At 60.2% G+C, this 22873-nt stretch carries 23 protein-coding genes; 16 read left to right on the forward strand and 7 right to left on the reverse strand.

Translation table 11 applies throughout. The features are described 5' to 3' along the window. Position 1: 1 nt before the first annotated feature. The 3 genes from Q4B98_RS02455 to glgX all read right to left on the reverse strand — a co-directional run bounded on the left by Q4B98_RS02455 (position 2) and on the right by glgX (position 5875). Positions 2–1297: a phosphotransferase gene (locus Q4B98_RS02455; RefSeq protein WP_303195181.1), complete on the reverse strand. Its 1296-nt coding sequence runs from the start codon at positions 1295–1297 to the stop codon at positions 2–4. Between the two features lie 65 nt (positions 1298–1362). Continuing rightward, positions 1363–3570, reverse strand: coding sequence for an alpha-1,4-glucan--maltose-1-phosphate maltosyltransferase (locus Q4B98_RS02460; protein ID WP_303195183.1), 2208 nt, complete (start codon positions 3568–3570; stop codon positions 1363–1365). A gap of 217 nt (positions 3571–3787) precedes the next feature. Continuing rightward, positions 3788–5875 carry a glycogen debranching protein GlgX gene (glgX, locus tag Q4B98_RS02465; protein WP_303195184.1) on the reverse strand — a complete coding sequence of 696 codons (2088 nt, stop codon included), beginning with the start codon at positions 5873–5875 and terminating at the stop codon, positions 3788–3790. Between the two features lie 157 nt (positions 5876–6032). On the opposite strand from glgX, the gene Q4B98_RS02470 reads away from it, so the two are divergent. The 4 genes from Q4B98_RS02470 (at position 6033) to Q4B98_RS02485 (ending at position 9602) form a co-directional block, all read left to right on the forward strand. Beyond that, complete coding sequence (locus Q4B98_RS02470) at positions 6033–7178, forward strand: cysteine desulfurase family protein (RefSeq protein WP_368492279.1); 1146 nt, start codon at positions 6033–6035, stop codon at positions 7176–7178. 76 nt (positions 7179–7254) lie between these two features. Next, positions 7255–8355 carry a tRNA 2-thiouridine(34) synthase MnmA gene (gene mnmA, locus Q4B98_RS02475; RefSeq protein WP_303195185.1) on the forward strand — a complete coding sequence of 367 codons (1101 nt, stop codon included), beginning with the start codon at positions 7255–7257 and terminating at the stop codon, positions 8353–8355. Further along, positions 8352–9371, forward strand: coding sequence for a methionine synthase (locus tag Q4B98_RS02480; protein ID WP_303195187.1), 1020 nt, complete (start codon positions 8352–8354; stop codon positions 9369–9371). The genes mnmA and Q4B98_RS02480 overlap by 4 nt, the downstream gene beginning before the upstream one ends. A gap of 18 nt (positions 9372–9389) precedes the next feature. Beyond that, the gene (locus Q4B98_RS02485; RefSeq protein ID WP_303195189.1) at positions 9390–9602 is read left to right on the forward strand and encodes a hypothetical protein; all 213 of its coding nucleotides are present in this window, start codon (positions 9390–9392) and stop codon (positions 9600–9602) included. Positions 9603–9639: 37 nt separating this feature from the next. Here Q4B98_RS02485 and Q4B98_RS02490 read toward each other — a convergent pair whose 3' ends face one another. Together Q4B98_RS02490 and Q4B98_RS02495 are read right to left on the reverse strand one after the other, a co-directional pair. Next, positions 9640–10152 (reverse strand): VTT domain-containing protein, encoded by a 513-nt coding sequence (locus Q4B98_RS02490; RefSeq protein WP_303195190.1) that lies wholly within the window; start codon positions 10150–10152, stop codon positions 9640–9642. Positions 10153–10158: 6 nt separating this feature from the next. Next, on the reverse strand, positions 10159–10770 hold the full coding sequence (locus Q4B98_RS02495) for an amino acid-binding protein (RefSeq protein ID WP_303195192.1): 612 nt from the start codon (positions 10768–10770) through the stop codon (positions 10159–10161). Between the two features lie 142 nt (positions 10771–10912). On the opposite strand from Q4B98_RS02495, the gene gatC reads away from it, so the two are divergent. The 3 genes from gatC to gatB are packed head-to-tail and all read left to right on the forward strand — an operon-like array spanning position 10913 to position 14231. After that, on the forward strand, positions 10913–11236 hold the full coding sequence (gene gatC, locus Q4B98_RS02500; RefSeq protein WP_303195625.1) for an Asp-tRNA(Asn)/Glu-tRNA(Gln) amidotransferase subunit GatC: 324 nt from the start codon (positions 10913–10915) through the stop codon (positions 11234–11236). Beyond that, positions 11233–12741, forward strand: coding sequence for an Asp-tRNA(Asn)/Glu-tRNA(Gln) amidotransferase subunit GatA (gatA, locus tag Q4B98_RS02505; RefSeq protein ID WP_303195194.1), 1509 nt, complete (start codon positions 11233–11235; stop codon positions 12739–12741). The genes gatC and gatA overlap by 4 nt, the downstream gene beginning before the upstream one ends. Continuing rightward, positions 12738–14231 (forward strand): Asp-tRNA(Asn)/Glu-tRNA(Gln) amidotransferase subunit GatB, encoded by a 1494-nt coding sequence (gene gatB / locus Q4B98_RS02510; protein ID WP_303195197.1) that lies wholly within the window; start codon positions 12738–12740, stop codon positions 14229–14231. Before gatA ends, gatB begins: the two co-directional genes overlap by 4 nt. Positions 14232–14328: 97 nt before the next feature. Here the strand turns inward: gatB and Q4B98_RS02515 are convergent, their stop codons facing one another. Next, a complete protein-coding gene (locus Q4B98_RS02515) occupies positions 14329–14964 on the reverse strand; it encodes a TIGR03085 family metal-binding protein (protein WP_303195199.1) in 636 nt (211 codons plus the stop codon). Between the two features lie 89 nt (positions 14965–15053). Here Q4B98_RS02515 and hisI point away from each other — a divergent pair, with 89 nt between their 5' ends. The 9 genes from hisI (at position 15054) to Q4B98_RS02560 (ending at position 22043) form a co-directional block, all read left to right on the forward strand. Further along, positions 15054–15428, forward strand: a complete 375-nt coding sequence (gene hisI / locus Q4B98_RS02520; protein ID WP_303195627.1) for a phosphoribosyl-AMP cyclohydrolase — start codon at positions 15054–15056, stop codon at positions 15426–15428. After that, on the forward strand, positions 15428–16927 hold the full coding sequence (locus Q4B98_RS02525) for an anthranilate synthase component I (RefSeq protein ID WP_303195200.1): 1500 nt from the start codon (positions 15428–15430) through the stop codon (positions 16925–16927). The genes hisI and Q4B98_RS02525 overlap by 1 nt, the downstream gene beginning before the upstream one ends. 47 nt (positions 16928–16974) lie before the next feature. Next, complete coding sequence (locus Q4B98_RS02530; protein ID WP_303195629.1) at positions 16975–17583, forward strand: Trp biosynthesis-associated membrane protein; 609 nt, start codon at positions 16975–16977, stop codon at positions 17581–17583. Positions 17584–17706: 123 nt separating this feature from the next. After that, on the forward strand, positions 17707–17922 hold the full coding sequence (locus Q4B98_RS02535) for an HGxxPAAW family protein (RefSeq protein ID WP_303195201.1): 216 nt from the start codon (positions 17707–17709) through the stop codon (positions 17920–17922). Then, complete coding sequence (gene trpC / locus Q4B98_RS02540) at positions 17923–18723, forward strand: indole-3-glycerol phosphate synthase TrpC (protein WP_303195202.1); 801 nt, start codon at positions 17923–17925, stop codon at positions 18721–18723. 31 nt (positions 18724–18754) lie between these two features. Beyond that, complete coding sequence (gene trpB / locus Q4B98_RS02545) at positions 18755–20011, forward strand: tryptophan synthase subunit beta (protein ID WP_303195203.1); 1257 nt, start codon at positions 18755–18757, stop codon at positions 20009–20011. Next, entirely contained in the window at positions 20008–20841 is an 834-nt protein-coding gene (gene trpA / locus Q4B98_RS02550) for a tryptophan synthase subunit alpha (protein ID WP_303195205.1), read from the forward strand. The genes trpB and trpA overlap by 4 nt, the downstream gene beginning before the upstream one ends. Then, positions 20838–21677: a prolipoprotein diacylglyceryl transferase gene (gene lgt, locus Q4B98_RS02555; protein ID WP_303195631.1), complete on the forward strand. Its 840-nt coding sequence runs from the start codon at positions 20838–20840 to the stop codon at positions 21675–21677. Before trpA ends, lgt begins: the two co-directional genes overlap by 4 nt. A gap of 78 nt (positions 21678–21755) precedes the next feature. Next, a complete protein-coding gene (locus tag Q4B98_RS02560; RefSeq protein WP_303195207.1) occupies positions 21756–22043 on the forward strand; it encodes a hypothetical protein in 288 nt (95 codons plus the stop codon). A gap of 147 nt (positions 22044–22190) precedes the next feature. Here Q4B98_RS02560 and Q4B98_RS02565 read toward each other — a convergent pair whose 3' ends face one another. After that, the gene (locus Q4B98_RS02565; RefSeq protein WP_303195209.1) at positions 22191–22850 is read right to left on the reverse strand and encodes an HdeD family acid-resistance protein; all 660 of its coding nucleotides are present in this window, start codon (positions 22848–22850) and stop codon (positions 22191–22193) included. Positions 22851–22873 lie beyond the last annotated feature (23 nt).

A 22873-nucleotide genomic window follows, 5' to 3' on the forward strand; every position in this document is an offset into this window, starting at 1 on the left:
ACTAATTTTGCCCCATCACTCGTATGGCTGTCAGCGGGATGTCAACCCAGGTCGGCCGATTGAGGGTTTCATAGACGACTTCGTAGCCGGCCTTGTCAGCTTCATAGGCGGCCAACACATCGCGTTCAGCGTTATTTGGCTGACCATAGCCGTCCAAGAAAGCCTCGCGGGCTCGTCGTGCCCACGCCAAGGTTTCCGGTGCAGTGGGCTGGGGATGAGCCGAAGTGGCGTACGACAGCGAGCGCATCATTCCTGCCACATCACGCCACCGGGAATCGGGCAGTCGACGCTCTGTCAGCGGCTTGAGCGGCTCACCTTCAAAATCGATGACCCGCCAACCGTCGGGAGTCAACAAGGTCTGACCGAGGTGAAAATCCCCGTGTACCTGCTGAGCGGCAAGGTGGCGTCCACGCAGCTTGTCGTAGCGGGAGATGATGAGGTTTCGGTACGGTTGGAGGGCCGGGGCTGCCGCTGTCGCGGCATCGAGGCGGCGCACCATGGCGTCGGCAATCTGAGTGCCGTCCAACTCGGCTGTCGCGAAGGTCTGTTCTAGAGCGCAGTGAATGGTTTTCAGGCATCGCCCCAAGTCGGCGACAAGATGAGTGACGTCGGCCAGATCAGCGGCCTGCGAGGTGATGAGTTCCCAGCCGTCCTGAGGTTGTGGGAACCTTTCGATTACCATGGCCAGATCGGTGTGACCGTCTTGCTCGCCCGGGATGTGTGCGGATATGTAGCCGTAAAGCTTGGCCACTGAGGAAACGTGGGCGTCATTGAGGCTGCGGTGGATGGTGATGTCGAGATTGTCACCGGCTTCCAGGCGGCGAAACATCTTGATGATGGTGGTGCCGACGATGATCGAGGTATTCGACTGCTCGCCAGCGAAGCGCGTGGCGGTGGGTACCGGTCCCGGAGTATTCCCAAGCCGGTGCAGCTGCCAGGACCCGTCAGCTGCCTGAGGATCGCGTTCAAGGATGGTCCTGGCCCAGGCGGTGAGGGCTTCCTCATCAGTGGTGGCGTCAGTGACGGTGACGGGCTGACCATGACGATGAATCTGTGCGAGTCCCCCAGGAGTAGCGGGTCGCAGGGCCAGCAGAAGCTGGTAGTACTCCTGAGGGAATTGCGGATAACACACGAGGGCAATGACGGGCACCACCGACAGATTGTCCTCATCAACGACGGGAGCCAGCGGAAGCAGTCTGGCCAAAGTGCCGTCTCTGCCTTTGCCGGAGAACCACCGGGCGGTGCTGATATGGACCCAGAGCCGGTCACGGACCTCTGGGCTGTCCCACTCGGTCATGTGTCTCCTTTCAGCCATCGGGCGGTATCGCGGCTGTCAGTGTCCCGTCGGCTGCAACCGGGTGGTCATGAGGTGATCTTTCGTATATGCAGGATGTGTGCCGGCTGGGCCGGGTAGAGCCTGACGAAAGCCTGCTGCTGCCACGTGAAATCGGCACCCGTGAGTTCGTCGTGGACTGCGAATGTGTCGTCGTTGTTGAGTCCAAGCGCAGCCATGTCCAACATGACCTGCGACTCCACGCCCCACACCGGGTCCAGCGAGACGACGACAATCACGACGTCGTCCCCGGCCTTCTTGGAGAAAACGAATACTTTGTCGTGTGGGGCATGGTGAATCGTGGTGTCACGCAACTGCTGCAAAGCCGGGTGCGCCCGACGGATCTCATTGAGACGAGTGACGAGCAGCGTGATGTTTGGCTGACAGTCAAAGTCGCGGGGACGGTACTCGTACTTCTCGGAGTGGGCGTATTCCTCGCGTCCGGGCAGCGGTTCATGTTCGCAGATCTCGAACCCGGAGTACATACCCCACGACGGACTCATCGTCGCCGCCAGGATGGCACGAATGGCGAATCCGGCCGGGTTGCCGTCATTGAGATAGATCGGGTTGATATCAGGGGTGTTGGTGAAGAAATTCGGACGGTAGAAGTGCGCGGTCTGGTGCGAGACCTCATCGAGGTACTCCTCCAACTCCCACTTGGCGGTTCGCCACGTGAAGTACGAGTAACCCTGCTGGAAGCCGACCTTGGCCAAGGCGGCCATCATTTCAGGACGGGTGAAGGCCTCGGCGAGGAAAATGACCTCTGGGTGGCGACGATGTACCTGCTCCAGCAGCCAGGCCCAAAAGCTGACCGGTTTGGTGTGCGGATTGTCGACTCGGAAGATCGTCACGCCGTGGGAAATCCACAGTTCAAGTAGCCGCAGGCATTCGTGGTAGATACCGTCCGGGTCATTGTCGAAGTTGATCGGGTAAATGTCTTGGTACTTCTTCGGTGGGTTCTCCGCGTAGGCGATGGTGCCGTCAACTCGGGTGGTGAACCACTCTGGGTGCTCTTGTACCCACGGGTGGTCCGGCGAAGCTTGCAAGGCGAAGTCCAGAGCTACCTCCATGCCTAGGTCATGGGCGCGAGCAACGAAACGATCGAAGTCCTCAAAAGTTCCCAGATCTGGGTGGATGGCGTCATGGCCGCCAGCCGACGAACCGATGGCCCATGGAGAACCGGGATCGTCTGGACCTGGGGTCAGGGTGTTGTCCTTGCCCTTGCGAAAGGCGGTTCCGATGGGATGAATGGGCGGTAGGTAGACCACGTCGAATCCCATCGCAGCAGCGGCATCGAGTCGCTCCCAGGAGGAATCGAAGGTGCCGGAGACCCAGTGACCGTCCTCACCCATATGGGCGCCCTGGGAGCGCGGGAAGAATTCATACCAGGAGCTGTAGAGGGCACGACGCCTCTCGACTCGCAGTGGTGTCGGGATGGTGGGAGAAGTGAGGGGACGCGGGGCGTGGGCGCGCATCGCCTCGCAGAAGACGAAGGTATTGATGACCTGGCGCAGCGAGTCCGGGGCACGGTCAGGGGTCAGGCTAGAGTCAGCTTCGCTGAGAACTGCCACGGCAGCTGCGTCTCCGGTCTGTTCGGCGTGCGTGATGGCCTGGTCGATGAGGGCGTGGCCCTCGGCACAGACGAGCTCGACGTCGATACCGGCGGCCAGTTTGGCGTCGGCATTGTGGTGCCAAGTGCCCCAAGTATCGGACCATCCCTCGACGTGCATCGTCCAGTCACCCTCGGCACCGGCTGAGACGCGGGCTTTCCAGATGTCCAAGCCCCAAGGCTCGACCTGGTGCATATCGGTGATGTGACGGTTACCGTCCGGATCGGTGAGCACGACGCTGGCACCGACTGCGTCATGGCCTTCGCGAAAGACATTGGCTGTGACCTCGAACTCCTCGTCGACGACGGAGTAGATCGGCAGCTGGCCACCTTCGACCTCAGGACGGACATTGTGGACGGGGATCCGCCCGAAGCCACGAAGCGGCGGACGACCAGGGACGTCGATGGCCGAGGTGGTCGCCAGGAGAGCCTCATCATCTGAGGTGGGTGCGGCGGCGTGACGCGGTGACGGCGTCTTGGGGGGAAAAACCGATTCCGGCGACTCAGCAGAGGCGACAGGATCGACCGGTTCGGGTGAGTCCTGCGGGCCGGGAAGGTTCACCTGAACGTTCTTGTCCTTGGGGTCATTATCGTGTTGACGGCGATCTCGCCTGTTGATCCTCCACACGGAGCATAGGCTACCGTGGCCAGTTCCGACTCGTCATGGTTCGCAGCCGCCTTTCGAGGGCAAACTCATGTGCCACGTGCTGCTAAGAAGGTGTGAAAGGTGTCTGCCGAGCAGTGAATCTCAGCAGCCAACCTCAGTCATTGGCGTGGAACAGAGCCGATGTTGCACTCATGGTCTGCCGCGTGTGCGCTTGGGGCGCACCTGATCGGTGAGACCTTCACTGATGGGTGTCAGCCGCCAAAGCGGCCTGCATGACGACCACGCACCTGCTCGGCAGGGTGATCGACAGACCAGCAGGGACGGGCTCGTCTGGAATCTCGCCGGGCAGGACCGTCGAGGCAACCACCTGCCAGGACTGGCCCCAACGCGGACTCGGCAGGATGACCTCGACGGGATGGTCGCCAGCGTGGAACCAGACGAGGAAGGCCTCGTTGTCGTCGCTGGTGTACATACCCAAGGTACGACGGCCCTCGTCATGCCAGTCCTCAGTGACCATCTCGCCGCCATGACCGGAGAACCAGGCAAGATCGACGCGCCCGGCATCGGACGAGTGGCCCACCGGGTCATGGTGACGATAGATCGACGGGCGAAGAACAGGATGGTCGCGGCGCAGAGCGGTGAGGGTGCGGACAAGGTCGGTGACGTCGGACCAGTCCTCGGCGTCGTCCCAATCCAGCCACGAAATAGGAGAGTCCTGACAGTAGGCGTTGTTGTTGCCTTGCTGAGTACGGCCCATCTCGTCGCCGGCAGTTATCATCGGGACACCGGTAGCCAGCAGCAAAGTAGCAACGAAGTTGCGGACTTGACGATGACGCAGCGTGACAATGGCTTGATCGGTGGTCTCACCCTCCCAGCCGCAATTCCAGGACCGATTGTCATTGGACCCGTCGTGGTTGCCCTCACCGTTGTCGTGATTGTGCTTCATGTTGTAGGTGACAAGGTCACGCATAGTGAAGCCATCATGGGCGGTGACGAAGTTGACGCTCGAGGTTGGCTGACCGTAGAGATCTGGGGATCCGGACAGCCGGGTGGCTAGTTCCTCGACCCCGCAGACGGCACCGCGCCAGAAATCACGAATGTAATTGCGGAAGTGGTCATTCCATTCGCTCCAATGTGGGCCCCAGGCGCCGACCTGGTAACCGTAAGGGCCAAGATCCCACGGTTCGGCGATGTGCTTGACTTTGTTGAGCACCGGATCGTTGACGAGGGCTTGCTTGAATGGATGGTTCTGGTCAACCCCGTGGGACTCGTCGCGGATGAGGGTGGTTGCCAAGTCGTATCGGAACCCATCAACCCCCATCTGGGTGACCCAATACCGCAAGGAGTCAAGAACCAGAGCAAGGACTTCAGGATGGGAGGTGTCGACCGAGTTACCGCAACCTGTGACGTCGTAGTCGTTGCGGTGGTCATTGGTGAGTCGGTAATAGGACTCGTGGTCGATACCGCGGAAGGACAGAGTAGGTCCCTCGTGGCCGCCTTCACCGGTGTGGTTGTAGACCACATCGAGGATGACCTCGATCCCAGCTTCGTGGAAGGCTGTCACCATCTCCTTGAATTCGCGCACCTGGGCGCCCATGGAACCGACCGAACAGTAGGCGGCGTGAGGAGCGAAGAACCCCAAGGTGTTGTAACCCCAGTAGTTCGACAAACCACGTCCGACAGCGAAGGGTTCTGAGACGAATTGTTGGACCGGCAACAATTCAATGGCGGTGACACCAATGGAGGTGAGGTGTTCGATGACCGCTGGGTAGGCCAGACCGGCATAGGTGCCACGCAGATGTTCAGGCACCAGGGGATGCAGGCGGGTGTAGCCCTTAACGTGGGTTTCGTAGATGACTGACTCGCTGATGTCGCGACGGTGAGCGATGGGCTTTGGTGGCTCGGTATCCTCGATCACCACGGCCAACGGGACAGAAGTCGCATCGTCGGTCGGGTCCGGCTCGTAGTTCGATTCCGGGGTGTGGTCCATGATCGGCCCGTGGTAATCGACACCGGCGGTAATGGCCTTAGCGTAAGGGTCGAGAAGCAGCTTGGCCGGATTGAACCTCATACCACGGTCAGGGTCCCACGGACCGTGAACTCGGTAACCGTAGCGTTGGCCGGCGGTCACGCCCGGGACCTCAATGGTCCACACACCATGCTCGTCCATGGTCATGTCGTGATTGACCTGTGACCTGTCATCTGCCACGAGTGCCAGCTCGACACGCTCGGCGCGCGGTGCCCACAAGCCGAAACGGCAGCCGCCGTCAACCAGGGTAGAGCCGAGCGCGCTGGTGTCGAATGGCGCCGCGTTGGTGTCGGTCACAATAGAGGCCTTTCGTTGGGGACAATGGTCGGAACGTCAACAGAACGACGAATAACTTTAGTCACAGTCGGCCGCTGGGTCCGCAGCAGCGACAGCGCACAATTCCATACTTCGCCAATCGGCAGTAACGTCAAGGAGTCGTCAGGAAGGATAAGGCGTGTCGCAATCGCAGCTCGGCTCAGTACATCACGTTCGTGCCTATTTCGACCACGCGGCGACCTCCCCGCTACGTCCGGAAGCCCTGCATGCCATGGCCGAACTGGTGCCCGGAAACCCTGGCGGAATCCACGGATCAGGGCGTGCCGCACGCGCTTTGCTTGAAGACGCCCGAGAGGAGATCGCCAGCCTGCTCGGCGTGGGTCCGCTGGAAATCGTGTTCACTAGCGGAGGAACCGAGGCGGACATGTTGGCGGTGATGGGAGCGACCCAGCACGGCCACGCGGTTGTCTCGGCGATCGAACATCCCGCTGTCTCCACGGTGAGTTCTCCGTGGCTGCTAGGTGAGCGCGTCACGGTGCTTCCAGTCGATCGGAATGGGGTCGTCGATCCTGATTCGCTTGCTGCCGCTGTGCCTGGCAATGACCTCGACGTTGTTTCGGTGATGGCCGTCAACAACGAAACCGGGGTATGTCAACCCGTCAGTGACATCGCGGCGAAGGCCCATCAGGCCGGAGCTCTCATGCACACTGACGCAGTTCAAGCCCTCGGTCATATCCCGGTGAACTTGGACCAGTGGGGAGTGGACTTGGCGTCTTTTTCTGCCCACAAGATCGGTGGTCCCGTCGGTATCGGGGCGCTGTGGGTTCGCAGGGGAGTTGAGCTGCACCCCGTCTCGCCGGGAGGTGGGCAGCAATACGGGATTCGGTCCGGTACTCAGCCGGTGGCGTTGGCTCGAGGGTTCGCGGCTGCTCTGCGGGCTTGTAGTGATGAGTTTGATGTCATGACGGCTCGCTGGCAGAACTGGCGGCGGCGCATTGTTCAATCGTGCCAGCAAATCCCAGGGGTCAGTGTGGACCAGTCTGCTGCGACGAGTCCTACCATCATTCACCTCAGCATTGCCGGGGCGCGAGGAAACGATATCGTCATGCTCGCTGATCGGCACGGAGTCGATCTGTCAGCTGGATCGGCTTGCCATGCCGGAGTTTCTCGACCCTCACCGACAATGCTGGCGATGGGCCGTGATGACGAGACAGCGGCCTCAGGGGTTCGGATCTCGATGGGTTACACCACCACTGAGGCTGACGTCGACCGGTTGCTCGCCGTTTTGCCGGCAGCCATCTCCCAAGCCAGCGGTGCGCGGTGAGTTGTCGTCACTCCCTATCATCGTCTCATAGTCAGCACCGATCCACACCACTGCACATCCATGGAGAGGAATCACTGTGAAGGTTCTCGCTGCTATGTCGGGAGGAGTCGACTCCGCTGTCGCTGCAGCCCGCCTCGTCGTCGCAGGACATGATGTCACGGGTGTGCATTTGGCGTTGTCGCGCAACCCGCGCTCGCACCGGGAAGGATCGCGAGGGTGCTGCTCCCTGGAGGATTCCTTTGACGCCAGGCGGGCTGCAGACAGACTGGGAATTCCGTTCTACGTGTGGGATTTCTCCGACCGCTTTGCTGCGGAAGTCATCGACCCCTTTATCGCCGAATACCAGGCAGGGCGAACCCCTAACCCCTGCTTGCGATGCAACGAGAGGATCAAGTTCGCCGCTCTGCTGGAACGAGGACTCGACCTTGGCTACGACGCCGTTGCCACCGGCCATTACGCCCGTACCGAGGTCGTCGACGGTGTGACAAGGTTGTATCGGTCGGTCGATCCAGGCAAGGACCAGTCCTATGTGCTGGCGGTCTTGAACCAGGACCAACTGTCCCATTCGCTCTTCCCACTCGGGAACTCCCTCAAGACCGATGTCCGGAAGGAAGCAGCCGACCTCGGTCTGTCGGTGGCTGATAAGCCCGATTCCAATGACATCTGCTTTATCCCGGACGGCGACACCCCCGGTTGGCTCTCAGAGAAAATCGGCTCGGCCGACGGAGAAATTCGCGACGAGTCCGGCGCCGTCGTCGGTCACCACAACGGGTATCACCACTTCACTATCGGACAGCGCCGTGGACTGCGACTAGGTATTCCTGCCCCGGACGGTAAGCCCCGCTATGTCCTCGACATCGAACCAGTCAACAACACGGTGGTCGTCGGTGGAGCAGAAGGGCTGAACGTCAGCCATATCGAAGCCATCCGCCCGGTGTGGTGTTCTGGCGAGCCTGCTCAAAGGTGGAACGGTCAAGTTCAGGTGCGCGCCCATGGCAACCCGGTTGACGCCACCATTGCCACGGTTGCCGGCGGAGTCGCAATCGACCTTGAGGAAACACTGCGCGGAGTCGCTCCCGGCCAGGCTGCGGTCTTCTACGACGACGACCTTGTCGTCGGATCGGCAACCATTTGCGGGACCGACCGAGCCGGAATGACGGCGGAGCAAGCAGCATGATCGCTAGCGGGATCGGATCCTTACCGGGCACTGATATGCGTGGCGCTGTGGCCGCGATGACGGAAATCTTCGATGAGCTCGTTCCGCTGCCCGAGTTGCCGGCTCGTGGAGTTGGCGCTCACATGATTGGGCGAGCAACAGCTTTCCTCGTCGACCTACCTGTCGATCACGGACCAGGCGGATGGCGGCTGGCCGATGCTACCGATCATGCCGCTCGTTCCGCGCGTTCCTTGTTGCGAAGCGACCTTGACGACCTCGAGGAGGTGTTGGCAGACGAGGAGGCCACCGTCAAGATCTCGGTGACCGGACCTTTGACCTTGGCGACGGGTCTGCACCTGCGTTCCGGGGAGTCGATTCTCGCGGATTCGGCTGCCTTGGCCGACGTTACGGCCAGCTTGGCGGAGGGGATCAGCCAGCTGCTGGCGGAGCTGCGTCGTCGGATGTCACAGGTGACCTGGGCGATACAGATTGACGAGCCTGCTGCACCTGGCGTGCTGGCAGGATCCATTCCCACTCAATCGGGTTTGTATCGCCACCCCGCGATGGAAGCCACCACCGCGACCCGACTGTGGCACACAGTTATTCGTGGTTGCGGCGATCTTGAGGTGGGAATGCACTGTTGTGGCGATCCGATCCCGTGGACGCTGGCAGGAAATGCTGGATTCTCGACGATGTGGTGTGACATCACTGACGCTATCTCCTTTGATTCTGCTGCACACCTTGATTCTGCTGCGCACCTTGATTCTGCTGCGCAGTGGGTGGAGTCGGGAAGACGCCTGGGCATGGGAGTGATCGACACCATGAAAGTCGACCAAGTGCCGTCAGTTGATCGTCTTATCGACCGCGTGTTGTGGCTGGCACGACGCATTCAGGTTGACCCCACACTGCTGCGCTCAGGGGTTATGACACCTGCGTGTGGACTCGCCGGATGGTCACGCAGTTCCGCCGCCGAGGTCTGTCGGACGCTGAGACGAGCAGCTGACCTTGTCGATGAGCAACTGGATCAAGCGGGTTGAGCGGGTAGGGTTCCGAGCGTGGGTTTCTTCACCAACCTCAACCTGGACGGCCAAACGCCGGAACGTACCCGGCCGCGTTTAGGCGAGAAGCAATGGGCCCCCTCCGGTGTCCCGACAACGAAGCGCAAGAAGGTGCAGCGAGTTCTCGCACCCATCGCCTTCGTCATTGCTCTCGCGGCGTTGGTGGGGGTGGGGTACTTCTTCTTCAGAATGCTCGTCATGGGCGGATGACGAAAGCTTCGGCGGGCCATTGTCAGATCGTTATGCGTCAGATGATGAGGTGAAAACCGTACTGGGTCGCCAGGGCCAAGAGGTAACACCTGATGAAGAATCCGACGGTGACCCACAACGAGAACCACCAGAAGTTCATTTTGGTCGTTGCCGCATAGATGACGACGAGGTAGACAGGCGGAATACCGGTAATGGCCGAGAAGAACAGCAGCGGCATTCCCCAGCGCGGTGTTTCCACCAAGTGGGCAGCCGTGTCATTCCATCGGCGTAGTCGCCACCGCCAGGAGCCCTCTGGAACCGGCTTGGGCTCCTTGTGTTTGATCCATCGTGATTGCGACCCCCGCCGGATACCGATGAACATGATCTGCTTGCCAACGCCGTGACCTAGCGCAAGTCCCAGGGCGACTTCCAGAGGGCCCAGGAGTTTGGATCCCAAGGCGCCAACGATGAACAACTCGGAATTGAGCACGGGCACCAAACTGGAAGCCACGCCGAAGGCGAAAGCTGACAGAACCTGGTACCAAAACTGCCAGGTGAGATAGACCTCCATTGGGCCTCAGTTGGCTAGGGCAGCCATGTGTTGTAGGCGGTTGAGCTCGGAAGCCAGGAATCCCGGACCGCCCTGGCGTCCCGCGACGAGACAGCGTCCTCTCGACAGGGGGACGACCGCGATCACGGTATCACCCCAGCCGGGCATCCAACCTGCCTCAAGCTCGGTGACATGGGAACGATTCATCGGCGTCAGGCGTGCGATTCCATCAGGAGTGAATTCAGGAGATAACGCAGTGGAAATGATGACCTGTCCGTTGTCGTCAAAGAGTGCCGCCCACTGGGTGTGGAAGACGACCGGAACAGCTCCACACAGAATTTCAGCAGAATGCTCCGGATCCTCAGACATCCGATTCAACGCTGCAATATCGGATTCAATACTCCAGTTTTCCGGATACCTACTCAGCCACAGTACTTGAACACCATCCAGCATGTCGCAGGCGGATACCAAAGTGTCAGGCATCGTGGTGGGGGGAAGAGTCAGCATAAAATCATCGACGACGTATCCGTCACCGGTTTCGACAATCTCAATTGCGGATATGTCGGCATCGGCAGTGCCCATGGCGGTCGCCACCAAGCCCAGCGAACCTGGCGTGTCTGGCAGCTGAATACGAATCATGAGCACTTACTCATTGTTGCGGGTTAATCCGATGATCCCAAACTGGATGGGTATTCCGGCGGGTCATCATCGGGAGGATGTGCTCATCTGGCGGTCGTGTCAGTCAGTAGTCCTAGGATGGTCCGAGGGTATTTCCGCCCCCATGCCGTCAACCAGGAGATTTATCGTGGCCCTCACGCCGGATGACGTCGTTCGCCTGGCCGGCCTGGCACGCATTGACCTCACTGACGACGAGACCTCGTATCTGGCTGTTCAGCTTGACGCGATTCTCGACGCCGTGGCCGCAGTGTCAGCCGTCGCCACCGACGACGTGCCACCTACTTCGCACGCTCTGCCGTTGTCTAACGTCTTTCGTGAGGACGTCATCAAGGAGTCAATGTCGGCTGATGACGCCCTGGCGATGGCTCCGCGCAGCGAGGATCAGCGCTTTCGCGTGCCTCGTATCTTGGACGAGGAGGCGCAGTGAACGAGCTGTTGACCCTGACCGCCGCCGAACTCGGTGCACGTATCGCCTCCCGCGAGGTCTCCAGCGAAGAGGTTACCCAGGCCCATCTGGATCGTATCGACGACGTTGACGGGAGCATTCATGCTTTCCTGCTGGTCGATCACGACGGTGCTTTGAAGGCTGCCCGCCGTATTGACTCTCGCATTGCAGCCGGCGAGAAGCTGGGCCCGCTGGCTGGTGTCCCGCTGGCCGTCAAGGACCTCTTTTGCACCAAGGGGCTGGCTACCACGGCGTCCTCTCGAATGCTGGAGGGGTGGATTCCGCCCTATGACTCCACAATTGTCACCCGATGTAGAGATGCCGGCATGGTGATCTTGGGCAAGACGAACTTGGACGAGTTCGCCATGGGATCGTCGACCGAAACGTCCGCCTTCGGCCCTACCCACAATCCGTGGGACCTGGACCGCGTTCCCGGCGGTTCGGGTGGTGGATCGGCCGCCAGCTTGGCTGCATTCGAAGCGCCGTTGGCTCTCGGTACCGACACCGGTGGATCCATCCGCCAGCCTGGCGCGGTGACTGGCACCGTTGGTATCAAGCCGACCTATGGGTCGACGTCTCGGTATGGCGTCATCGCAATGGCCTCCTCCTTGGACACTCCTGGCCCCTGTGCTCGTACTGTCGTGGACGCAGCTTTACTGCACCAGGCAATGGCCGGTCATGACTCAATGGACCAGACGACTATCGACCAGCCCACCCCGGACGTCGTAGCGGCTGCCAATCAGCCAGATGTCTCAGGTATGCGGATCGGGGTTGTCAGCGAATTTGCCGGTGACGGATACGACCCTCAGGTCGAAGCACGCTTCAACGAAGCTGTTGAGATCTTGACAAAGGCAGGTGCCGATATTGTCGAGGTCTCCTGTCCCAACTTCGACCTCGCCCTGCCTGCCTACTATCTGATTCAGCCCGCCGAGGTCTCCAGCAACCTGGCTCGCTATGACGCCATGCGCTACGGACTGCGCGTTGACGACGATGGTGAGCATTCTGCCGAACAGGTCATGCGGGCCACCCGAGGTGCCGGATTCGGTGCCGAAGCCAAGCGACGTATCATCCTTGGCACCTACGCCCTGTCAGCCGGGTATTACGACGCCTACTACGGTTCGGCCCAGAAGGTTCGCACCCTCATCCAGCGTGATTTTGAGAATGCATGGCACAGCTGTGACGTGCTGGTTTCTCCGGCGACCCCGACCACGGCTTTCCGGTTGGGGGAGCGCACCGCTGACCCCATGGCGATGTACCGCTCTGATCTGTGCACTATTCCGGCGAATATGGCTGGTAGTCCTGCAGGGGCCTTCCCCATTGGTCTGTCCGAGACCGACGGGATGCCGGTTGGTATGCAGGTCATGGCCCCGATTATGGCTGACGAGCGCGTCTACCGAGTCGGTGCGGCCCTGGAACAACTGTTGGACGAGAAGTGGGGTGCCCCGCTGCTTGCGCAGGCTCCCGAGCTGAGGGGAGAGGCACGATGACTGATGAGCTGCTGCCCTATGACGAGGTGATGGCCGATTACGAGCCGGTCATCGGGCTCGAGGTTCACGTCGAGTTGTCGACGGCGACCAAGATGTTCTGCGGATGCTCCACTGACACCGAGAAGGAGCCCAATACCAACGTTTGTCCGGTGTGCTTGGGGCTTCCCGGATCCATGCCAGCCATCAACGGCCACGCTGTCGAGTCGGCCATTCGCATTGGCTTGGCCCTCAACTGCAAAATCGCCGAGTGGTGTCGCATGGCCCGCAAGAACTACTTCTATCCGGACATGACGAAGAACTACCAAACCTCTCAGTACGACGAGCCGATTTGCTATGACGGCTGGCTCGACGTCGAGGTCGACGGCAAGACGTATCGCGTCGACATCGAGCGTGCCCATATGGAAGAGGATGCCGGCAAGTCTCTGCACGTCGGTGGTTCTGACGGGCGTATCTCCGGTGCCAGTTACTCCCTCATGGACTACAACCGGGCTGGTGTCCCACTCATCGAGATCGTCACTAAGCCGATCCGCGGGCTGGGGGACAAGGCGCCGCAAGTGGCACGTGCCTATATGGCTCAGCTGCGCGACATCATGATCGCTCTGGGAGTCTCCGAGGCCAGGATGGAGCGGGGAAACCTGCGGTGTGACGCCAACGTCTCCCTCATGCCGCGTGGTAGCACGACCTTGGGCACTCGCACCGAGACCAAGAACGTCAACTCGCTGCGCTCGGTCGAGGGAGCCTTGACCTACGAGATTCAACGGCAGGGATTCGTCCTTGCTGAGGGACGCAAGGTCCGTCAGCAGACCCGGATGTGGCAGGAAAGTGGCGAATACACCATCGCCGGGCGTGACAAGTCCGACGCTGAGGATTACCGCTATTTCCCCGAGCCTGACCTAGTGCCCATCGCGCCTTCCCGGGAGTGGGTGGAAGAACTGCGCGCCGGGCTGCCCGAGTTGCCAGCGGCCAAGAAGGCTCGCCTAGCCTCTCAGTGGCAGTTCTCCGAACGAGAGATGACCGCTGTCATCAATGCGGGTGCCCTTGACCTGCTTGAGGAGACTGTCAACGCCGGATGCCAACCTGCTGCTGCGCGTAAGTGGTGGCTCACTGAACTGTCACGTCGCGCCAATGAAGCAGGGGTGGAGCTGTCAGAGGTCGGTATGAGTGCGTCCCAGGTGGCCCAGCTGCAGAAGCTTGTTGACGACGGCACCCTGACCGATAAGTTGGCTCGTCAGGTCATCGACGGTGTCATCGCTGGAGAGGGGGATCCCCAGCAGGTCGTCGACGGACGAGGGCTGGCGGTCGTTTCAGACGATGCTGCCCTTGGGGCGGCGGTTGACGACGTCATCGCGGCGAATCCGCAGATTGCTGAGAAGATTCGTGGCGGCAAAATCCAGGCGGCGGGTGCCCTTATCGGTCAGGTCATGAAGGCCATGAAAGGACAGGCAGATGCCAAGCGGGTCAGGGAACTCATCTTGGAGAAGCTCTCCTGACCTGGTGACGGTCCGGGGCTGCGGTCACCCTGGCCTATTACCAGCCCTATTCAATCCGTTAGATACTCAATCGAACTGATTTCGTGCGCTTCGACCCTCACAACGAGTGGTCGGAGCGCATGAATGTCGTGATGGTTTGTGGTTCGCCCAACACATCCACCTGCGCAACCGAGAGACGCCCGGTCAGCAGTAAGAGGATCTCTGAGGGCTTGCCGACGATGGTGACGATGCGGTTACCAGGGTGCAAGGTGACAGGGTCTGCCAATCCCGTCATTTCGACACGCACACCCACCGGGGAGCGACGAGTCAGAGCACGTCCGTACTTACGGATGATCTCGGCCAGTCGAAGCTCGACGCGCTGACCCAAGTGCCGAGGCTGCCAACCTGGTTGGGCGCGAAGCAAATCCTCATGGTGGATGAAGTACTCCAGCGAGTTGGCGGCCGCGTCGAGACCGGGAATGCGGAAGACCGAGAAACGACCTGGGCCGTGGGCAAATCGTGCCACGAGATCTTCGAAAGAACCCGAAGCTTCCATCTTCTCTGCACGAGCGTGGGTGACGACATCGAAAATGCTGACGGCCATGCCGGGGATAGCCAGCGGGTCGTTTTCACGCAGCAACATGTGGGTCAGCAGGTCACGGGCGGTCCAGCCCTCGCACAGAGTCGGGGCGTCGGGGCCAAGACGTGACAGGTCCGCAGCCAGGCCGGCTCGTTCGTCTCGTGCAATGGACATTCAGGTCCTCCTTCGGGCTATGGAGTCCATCTTGCCAGTACCAGTCCGACACTCGGCACGGACTCCGGGTGTCGGTGGCGCGGTGTTCAATGGAGGCCGTGCTGAGCGAAGAATCCACTCTCGACCCGCAAATCGCAGCGCGCCTGCGACACAATGACGCCGGTCTGGTACCTGCGGTGGTCCAGGACGCCTCGACCGGGGACGTTCTCATGATGGCTTGGATGGATGATGTCGCTTTGGCACGTACATTGGAGACCCGGCGAGCGACCTATTGGTCGCGGTCGCGCCAAGAATATTGGGTCAAAGGTGAAACTTCCGGTCACACCCAACACGTGCGCTCGGTGCGGCTCGACTGCGACGGCGACACCCTGCTTCTGCGTGTGGACCAGGTTGGTGGAGCTTGCCACACCGGAGATCACACCTGTTTCGACGCTGATGTCCTGCTGGATGAGGAGGCCGAGTGATGATCGACGTCATCCCCTCACGCGAGGAATTCACTGCCTTGGCAGAGGATCACACCGTCGTTTCAGTGCGGACCAAACTGGTGTGTGATGACGACACTCCCATCGGTCTCTATCAGCATTTGTGCGGCAATCGACGACTGACCTTTCTGTTGGAGTCCGCCGAGTCGGGTATTTGGTCGCGATGGTCCTTCATTGGCGTCAATACTCGCTGTGCCCTCACCAGCGATGGGAACTCGGTGGAGTGGATTGGCGAGCCGCCTGCGGGTGTGACGGTGAGTGATGACCCACTAGCGGCGCTCAAGGAGGCTCTAGCCACCTTGAACACCCCCGCCGAGCCGGGACTTCCCCCTTTGACAAGCGGATTTGTCGGCTACATCGGCTATGACATGGTTCGTCGTCTAGAGGATATTGGCGACGATCTTGTCGACGACTTGGGTCTTCCGGTGGCATGTCTGATGCTTGTAGGAGAAATGGCAGTCCTCGACCATCAGCGGGGCGAGTTGTGGCTGATTTCCAATCAGGTGGTGGACGGAACCAGCCTCGATCAGGCTTATGACAATGCGGTCGCCGCCCTCGACGCGATGGTGGCAAGGTTGGCCGAGCCACGAGAGGTATTGACGGCTCGTGTCGTTGATCGCGCTGCGGCACAGGTACATCGGCAACGGACTCCACAGGAGTTCGGCACAATGGTCGATGTCGCTATTGAGCGTATTCGCGACGGTGACATCTTCCAGGTCGTCCCGAGCCAGCGTTTCGACATCAATACCAAGGCTGATGCCCTTGACATCTATCGTCAGCTGCGTCGCACCAATCCCAGCCCCTACCTATACCTGTTGCGATTGCCCGGATTCGACGTCATTGGGTCATCTCCGGAAGCGTTGGTGACTGTGGTTGACGGCGTTGCAACAACCCACCCCATTGCCGGAACCCGCCCACGAGGGCGTACTGCAGCCGAGGACCGAGCCATGGAGGATGAGCTGCTGGCCGACCCTAAGGAGCGTTCCGAACACACCATGCTGGTCGACCTGGGCCGTAACGACCTGGGGCGCGTCTGCGTGCCTGGAACGGTCAACGTGACTGAGTTCATGCATGTGGGGCGGTATTCCCATGTCATGCACCTGGAGGCAGCGGTGACGGGCCAGATCGCTGACGGCCTGGACGCGGTTGATGTGACAATGTCGTGTTTCCCGGCGGGCACCCTGTCAGGGGCGCCGAAGATCTCTGCGATGCGAATCATCGAAGAGTTGGAGACCACTCGGCGAGGTGTCTACGGCGGCGTTGTCGGGTACTTCGATCTACACGGCAACTCGGACTGCGCCATCGCCATTCGGACCGCCGTTCTCAAAGACGAGGTCGCCCATGTGCAAGCGGGAGCGGGAATCGTGCTGGACTCGGTCGGGTCCAAAGAGAACGCGGAGTGCCAGAACAAGGCGGCAGCCGTGATTCAGGCAATTCAGGATGCTGGAACCTTGCAGTCACTAGCCAAGGAAACACAGTGAGGGCTGTGATTCCGACCGTGTGGCGAGTGATACTTGGTGGCTACCCGATCGTGGCCGCCATCTTCATCAGTGTCGCCTCTAGACGAACCTGGATGGAGCGTGCCGGAATCGGCCTCACAGGCACTGACGTGACAGGAGGGTTGATTACGGTTACCACCCTCATGTTGGTCATTACGGCGGCCCTTATCCTGGTCGTCAAGACGGCCGGACGCCGAGTAACCGGGATTCTGCAGGCCTTGGTTGGGGCTGGGATTGTCGGCGTCGTGCTCACCCACCGCACTGCGTCAGACCATCAATGGGCCATGAAAGGGGTTGACGCCGGGGCGGCGCAGATGACCGTCACCGCGTGGCCATGGATGTGCCTGGTGGCGGGAGCTCTAGCGGTTCTCACCGGCCTCGGATTGGTTGTCTTCGCTGATCGGTGGCCGAGCCGTTCAGCCCGTCATACCGGTGCGGATTCGCGATCGATATGGGACGCTCTGGATCGAGGAGAGGACCCCACTGTGACCAAATCTCCGAGTCAAGCTGGGAGGCTGACACCGGCAGAACCTGAGTCGTCGGACACCGCACAATCGGATTTTGACCAGGCGGTCCACAAGGTCGGCAATAGTTCGAACAATGGCCGGCAAGCCCGCGTTGAGAGTCAATCAGGGTAGAATCATCAGCGTATTCGCCGCGTTGCGGGTATGTGACGGCGTCCCCAACAACGTCGGGGAGTCTGCCCGCAGTATCGACCAGTTGCGTGGAAGAGTCCGCGCCTGACCACCGGAGGGAACACCATGAGTGTTGATCGCGCCACTCGTCAGTACACGCACGGCGGGAGTCCCGCGAACTGGGCAGGTTCGATCATCGCCCTCATTGGCTTCATCGTCGCCACTGTTGGTGCCATGGCTGGCCCCAGTTGGATTACCTGCATCATTGGCGCTGCTGTGGTCGTTCTTGGCGGTATCGTCACCTTGGCGATGCGCGCCATGGGTTTCGGTGGAGCGCGCTGAATGTCGCCGACCGTTACCGGAACAGTTCTTGACGAGATCATCGCCGGGGTTCTCAAGGATCTTCACGAGCGTCAGCTCATGGTCACCGAGGACAACCTTCGTGACGCCATTGAACTCGTCAAACCGGCTATTGACCCCATTCCCCGGCTGACTGCGCCAGGGCTGTCGGTTATCTCCGAGGTCAAGAGGTCTAGCCCCTCGAAGGGTCATTTGGCGACGATCAGTGATCCAGCTGCGCTGGCTGACCAGTATCGTGCTGGTGGTGCTGCCGCGATCAGTGTTCTCACTGAAGAGCGTCGTTTCCAGGGTTCCCTTGCCGATCTGGACGCGGTGCGTGCCAAGGTCGAGATCCCAGTGCTTCGCAAGGATTTTGTCGTCACCGAGTATCAGGTGCTTGAGGCTCGTGCTCATGGTGCTGATCTTGTTCTCCTCATTGTCGCAGTGTTGTCCGATGAGGACTTGCGACACCTCTATGACCTTGCGAGTGAACTCGGCATGACTCCGCTGGTCGAGGTGCACACCCCGGAGGAGGCTGCCCGGGCGGCGGCCCTCGGGGCACGTCTGATCGGAGTGAATGCCCGTAACCTCAAGACCCTCGAGGTCGACAGGGCCATCTTCGGGACCCTTCTTGGCGAATTGCCTGATAGCGCCGTCAAGGTGGCGGAATCCGGAATCCTCTGCGTGGAAGACGCCGTCGAGGCTCGTGAATGCGGCGCTGATGCGGTGTTAGTGGGGGAGATGCTGGTTCGTCACGGGGAACCGGCCCAAGTGCTGCGCGAGATTCATCGAGCCACCGTCTAACCACGCTTGACATTCAACGGAAAGGACGACCATGTCCGCACGAGACTTGCCTGACCGCCAAGGTCACTTCGATATTTTCGGTGGCCGTTTCGTCCCCGAGGCGCTTCAGGCTGCCCTCAACCAGCTTGAGGAGACCTTCGAGACTGCCCTTGGTGACCCCGGCTTCCATGCCGAGTTGGACGCATTGCGTCACGATTACGCAGGACGGCCTTCCCCCCTGACGGAGGCTCCCCGGTTTTCTGACTACGTGGCGCAGCAGACGGGTCGCAAGGTACGGGTGCTGCTCAAACGAGAGGACCTCAACCACACTGGTTCGCACAAAATCAACAACGTGTTGGGGCAGGCGCTGCTGGCCCGGAGAATGGGCAAGCATCGTCTCATTGCTGAGACCGGCGCGGGACAGCACGGCGTCGCGACGGCCACTGTGGCTGCGATGATGGGTATGGAGTGCCGAATCTACATGGGCCAGGTTGACACCGAGCGTCAGGCTCTCAATGTGGCTCGTATGCAGCTTCTAGGCGCTGAGGTAGTCGCTGTCGAAGCTGGCTCGCGCACCCTCAAGGACGCCATGAACGAGGCCATGCGGGACTGGGTCGCTCACGTCGATCACACCCACTACCTCATTGGTACTGCCTCTGGTCCGCACCCATTCCCCAAGCTGGTCCGCGAGTTCCAGCGAGTGATTTCCACCGAGTCGCGTCAGCAGTGTCTCGACCGCACCGGGCGACTTCCCGACGCTGTGTGCGCCTGCGTGGGCGGAGGATCGAACGCCATCGGCTCCTTCGCCGAGTTCATCGACACTCCCGAGGTTCGTCTTTACGGCTTTGAGGCTGGCGGAGACGGGATCGAGACTGGCCGTCATGCCGCGTCGATCAACGGCGGCTCAGTCGGTGTGCTGCACGGCACTCGTACCTACATCTTGCAAGACGCGGACGGCCAGACGATGGAATCCCATTCCATATCGGCCGGTCTGGATTATCCGGGGGTCGGGCCAGAGCACTCTTGGCTGGCTGCGAACAAACGGGCCAGTTATCGTCCAGTCAACGACTGTGAGGCCATGGAGGCTCTGCGCGTTCTCACCCAAACTGAGGGGATCATGCCTGCCATCGAGTCAGCACATGCGGTGGCAGGTGTGCTGCAGATTGCTGCGGAATTACCCGATCACGGCGGCGAACCGCCCATTGTCATGGTGACCGTGTCGGGACGAGGGGACAAGGACGTCAATACCGCCCTGAAGTGGTTCGATATTGATGGCAGCGTTGACGCCACCACCGGAGGTATGGAATGACCAGCAGTGCGAGTGCCTATCTGAAGGCTCGTGAAGAGAATCGTCCGGCTCTGGTCGGTTACCTGCCGGTCGGGTATCCATCGGTTCCCGATTCCATCGACGCCATGAAGGCTCTCACGACGGGTACGACTGGTGTTGGTGTTGATCTCGTCGAGATTGGGATGCCCTATTCCGACCCCGTGATGGACGGAACCGTTATTCAACATGCCACCACTAGGGCTCTCCAGCGGGGAGTTCGCACTCGTGACACGTTGCGTGCAGCTGAGGCGGTGGCCGATACCGGGACTCAGTGCGTTGTCATGACGTACTGGAACCTCATCGAGCATTACGGTGTTGACGCCTACGCCCGTGATTTGGCCTCGGCTGGTGGCTCGGGATTGATTACCCCTGACCTGACCCCGGACGAGGCGGAGGAGTGGTTTGCGGCTTCGGAGGCCCATGGACTGGACCGTGTCTTCCTGGTAGCTCCTTCCTCGACGGATGAGAGGTTGGCGTCCACCGTAGCTGCATGTCGCGGTTGGGTATACGCCACGTCCGTGATGGGTGTGACGGGGACTCGTAGCCATACCTCATCGGCTGCCCCGGAACTGGTGGCTCGTGTCAAAACAGTCGACTCGAAGATCCCAGTCGGTGTTGGCCTGGGCGTCTCTAATGGGGACCAGGCGGCTGAGGTCGGTTCTTTCGCGGATGGTGTGATTGTCGGATCCGCTCTCCTTCGTGCTCTCGTCGAGGCTGAGGAGCAGGGAGAAACGGCACACATCGGTATCGACCGAATGCGGACCATTGTCGATGATCTGGCGTCCGGAGTGCGGCGGGCACGGTGTCAGTGACCGTGCTGTCGATCCCCAGCCCATCGGTTGAGGCCTTTCACCTTGGACCGCTGACGATTCACATTTACGCCTTGTGTATTCTGGCCGGAATCGTCATTGCTTACATCAGCGGCGTGCGTCGCTACCTTGCTCGGGATGGCAAGCAGGAGCACTTCGAGGAAGTGTCTGCCCTCGCGGTCATCGCTGGCATTATCGGTGGGCGGTTGTACCACGTCATCACCGACCATCAGCTCTACTTCGGTCCCGGACGGGTCTGGTACCGCTGCTTCTACATCTGGGAAGGCGGCCTTGGTATTTGGGGTGCCATCACCTTGGGAGGCCTGGCTGTCTGGCTGTATTGCCGTCATAAGAAGATCAAGTTCGCGCCACTGGCGGACTCTTTGGCGCCGGGTATCTTGGCTGCTCAGGCGATCGGACGGCTTGGAAACTGGTTCAATCAAGAGTTGTTTGGCGGCCCAACCACTCTGCCATGGGGACTTGAAATAGACGTGGCCCATCGACCTGCGGGGTATCTGCAGTACTCCACCTTCCACCCAACTTTCTTGTACGAGCTGGTGTGGAATCTGGCGGGGACAGCATTCTTGCTCTGGGCGGATCGACGCTGGAAACTCGACCACGGTCGTTTGTTCACGCTGTACGTTGCGGTTTACACATTTGGCCGTTTTTGGGTAGAGCAGCTTCGTATCGATCCGGCCCACCACGTAGGGCAGTGGCGCCTCAATGATGTCACCGCTTTGGTCGTTTTCACTGCAGCTGTCGTCATTTTCATCATTTTGCAGCTGCGCCACGGTAAGGACGACGAACACACTGATTGCCGTGCTGCTCAAGCTGAATGATTGTCAGATGATGGTGTGATCGTTGTGAAGACGGAATCATGTGTGAGTTCGACAGGTGGAAGGGAGGAAACTGCTGGAATGAACGATGGTCAGCAGGATCTCGATTCGGCGATTCACCATGCGAAGGCGCTGACGTGGGTGTGCGTCGCGCTTTTCGTAGTGCTTGATGTCGTCGGTGTCACTGCAAAGGGCCAGAGCGATCCGCGTTTCGTCGTGGGAGCTTTCGGAGGAGCTGCCTCCTTCCTTGGTCTGATCGCTTCGGGGGTGTGGTGGGCCTACTTGGTCTCTCAACGTAAAGCTCATTGCCTGGATGAACAGCTGGACCACGAACTCGACATGGAGGATAAGCACGACGACCGTCGCTGAGCCTCATTGTGTTGCGTTTCCAATAACCGAACTGCAGATTGCGTCTCAGCGCCGATACTGTTGCCTTCCGACAAGTGGCTCGTTCGGGTCGTATTCCGAATACCGACAGATTGGCTGGGTTCGAGTTGAAAGCCAACGAAAAATAGCTTACTTGAGTTCCCGATGGGCTGAGGTGGCTTGTGAGGTTTCAGAGGAGTCGACAACTTCTCCCTCAATAACGGTATTGCGTGGGTCGCGACGCACTGTCGAAGAAATGGAGGCCGTGATCTTTCTCACCCCCACCGCAATGGCGATGTTGGCTGCGCCATAGAGCAGGACTCCAATAGCCAGTAGCCAGCTCATCGCTACTACGCCAAATCCCGGGTGGACCAGGATGACGATGCCCAGCACAAAGAGTCCAATCCCGCCTCCAAGCATCCAACCCCAGACTCGTTTCGTGACAAATCTCAGCGGAAGGGCAAAACCAGTAGCTGTGACGCCGAGGAGAACCAGCCAGACTCCAATGAGGACGGCAATGATGTGGAGCGAGAATCCAGGGTGGATGGTGAGGACAAGGCCTGCGATGATGCCGAGGATGCCCCAGGCGTTCATGAGTCCGGTGCCCGCCATCCCTCGCAAGGCCTGAGCATTGATGAGGGTCATGATGGAGTCGACGATGGCGTAGATACCGACGATGACTACCAGCACTTCCATGGTCTGGTGAGACCAGACCACAGCTACTATTCCGGCGATAATCGCAAGGATTCCCTTGGTGAGGGGAATCCACCAAATCGACTTCCAGGTTTTTGTCAGGGTCTGTGACGACATAAGTCAAGTCTACGTGAGGGGTT

Source organism: Cutibacterium sp., from assembly GCF_030525615.1.
Classification (GTDB): Bacteria; Actinomycetota; Actinomycetes; order Propionibacteriales; family Propionibacteriaceae; genus Cutibacterium.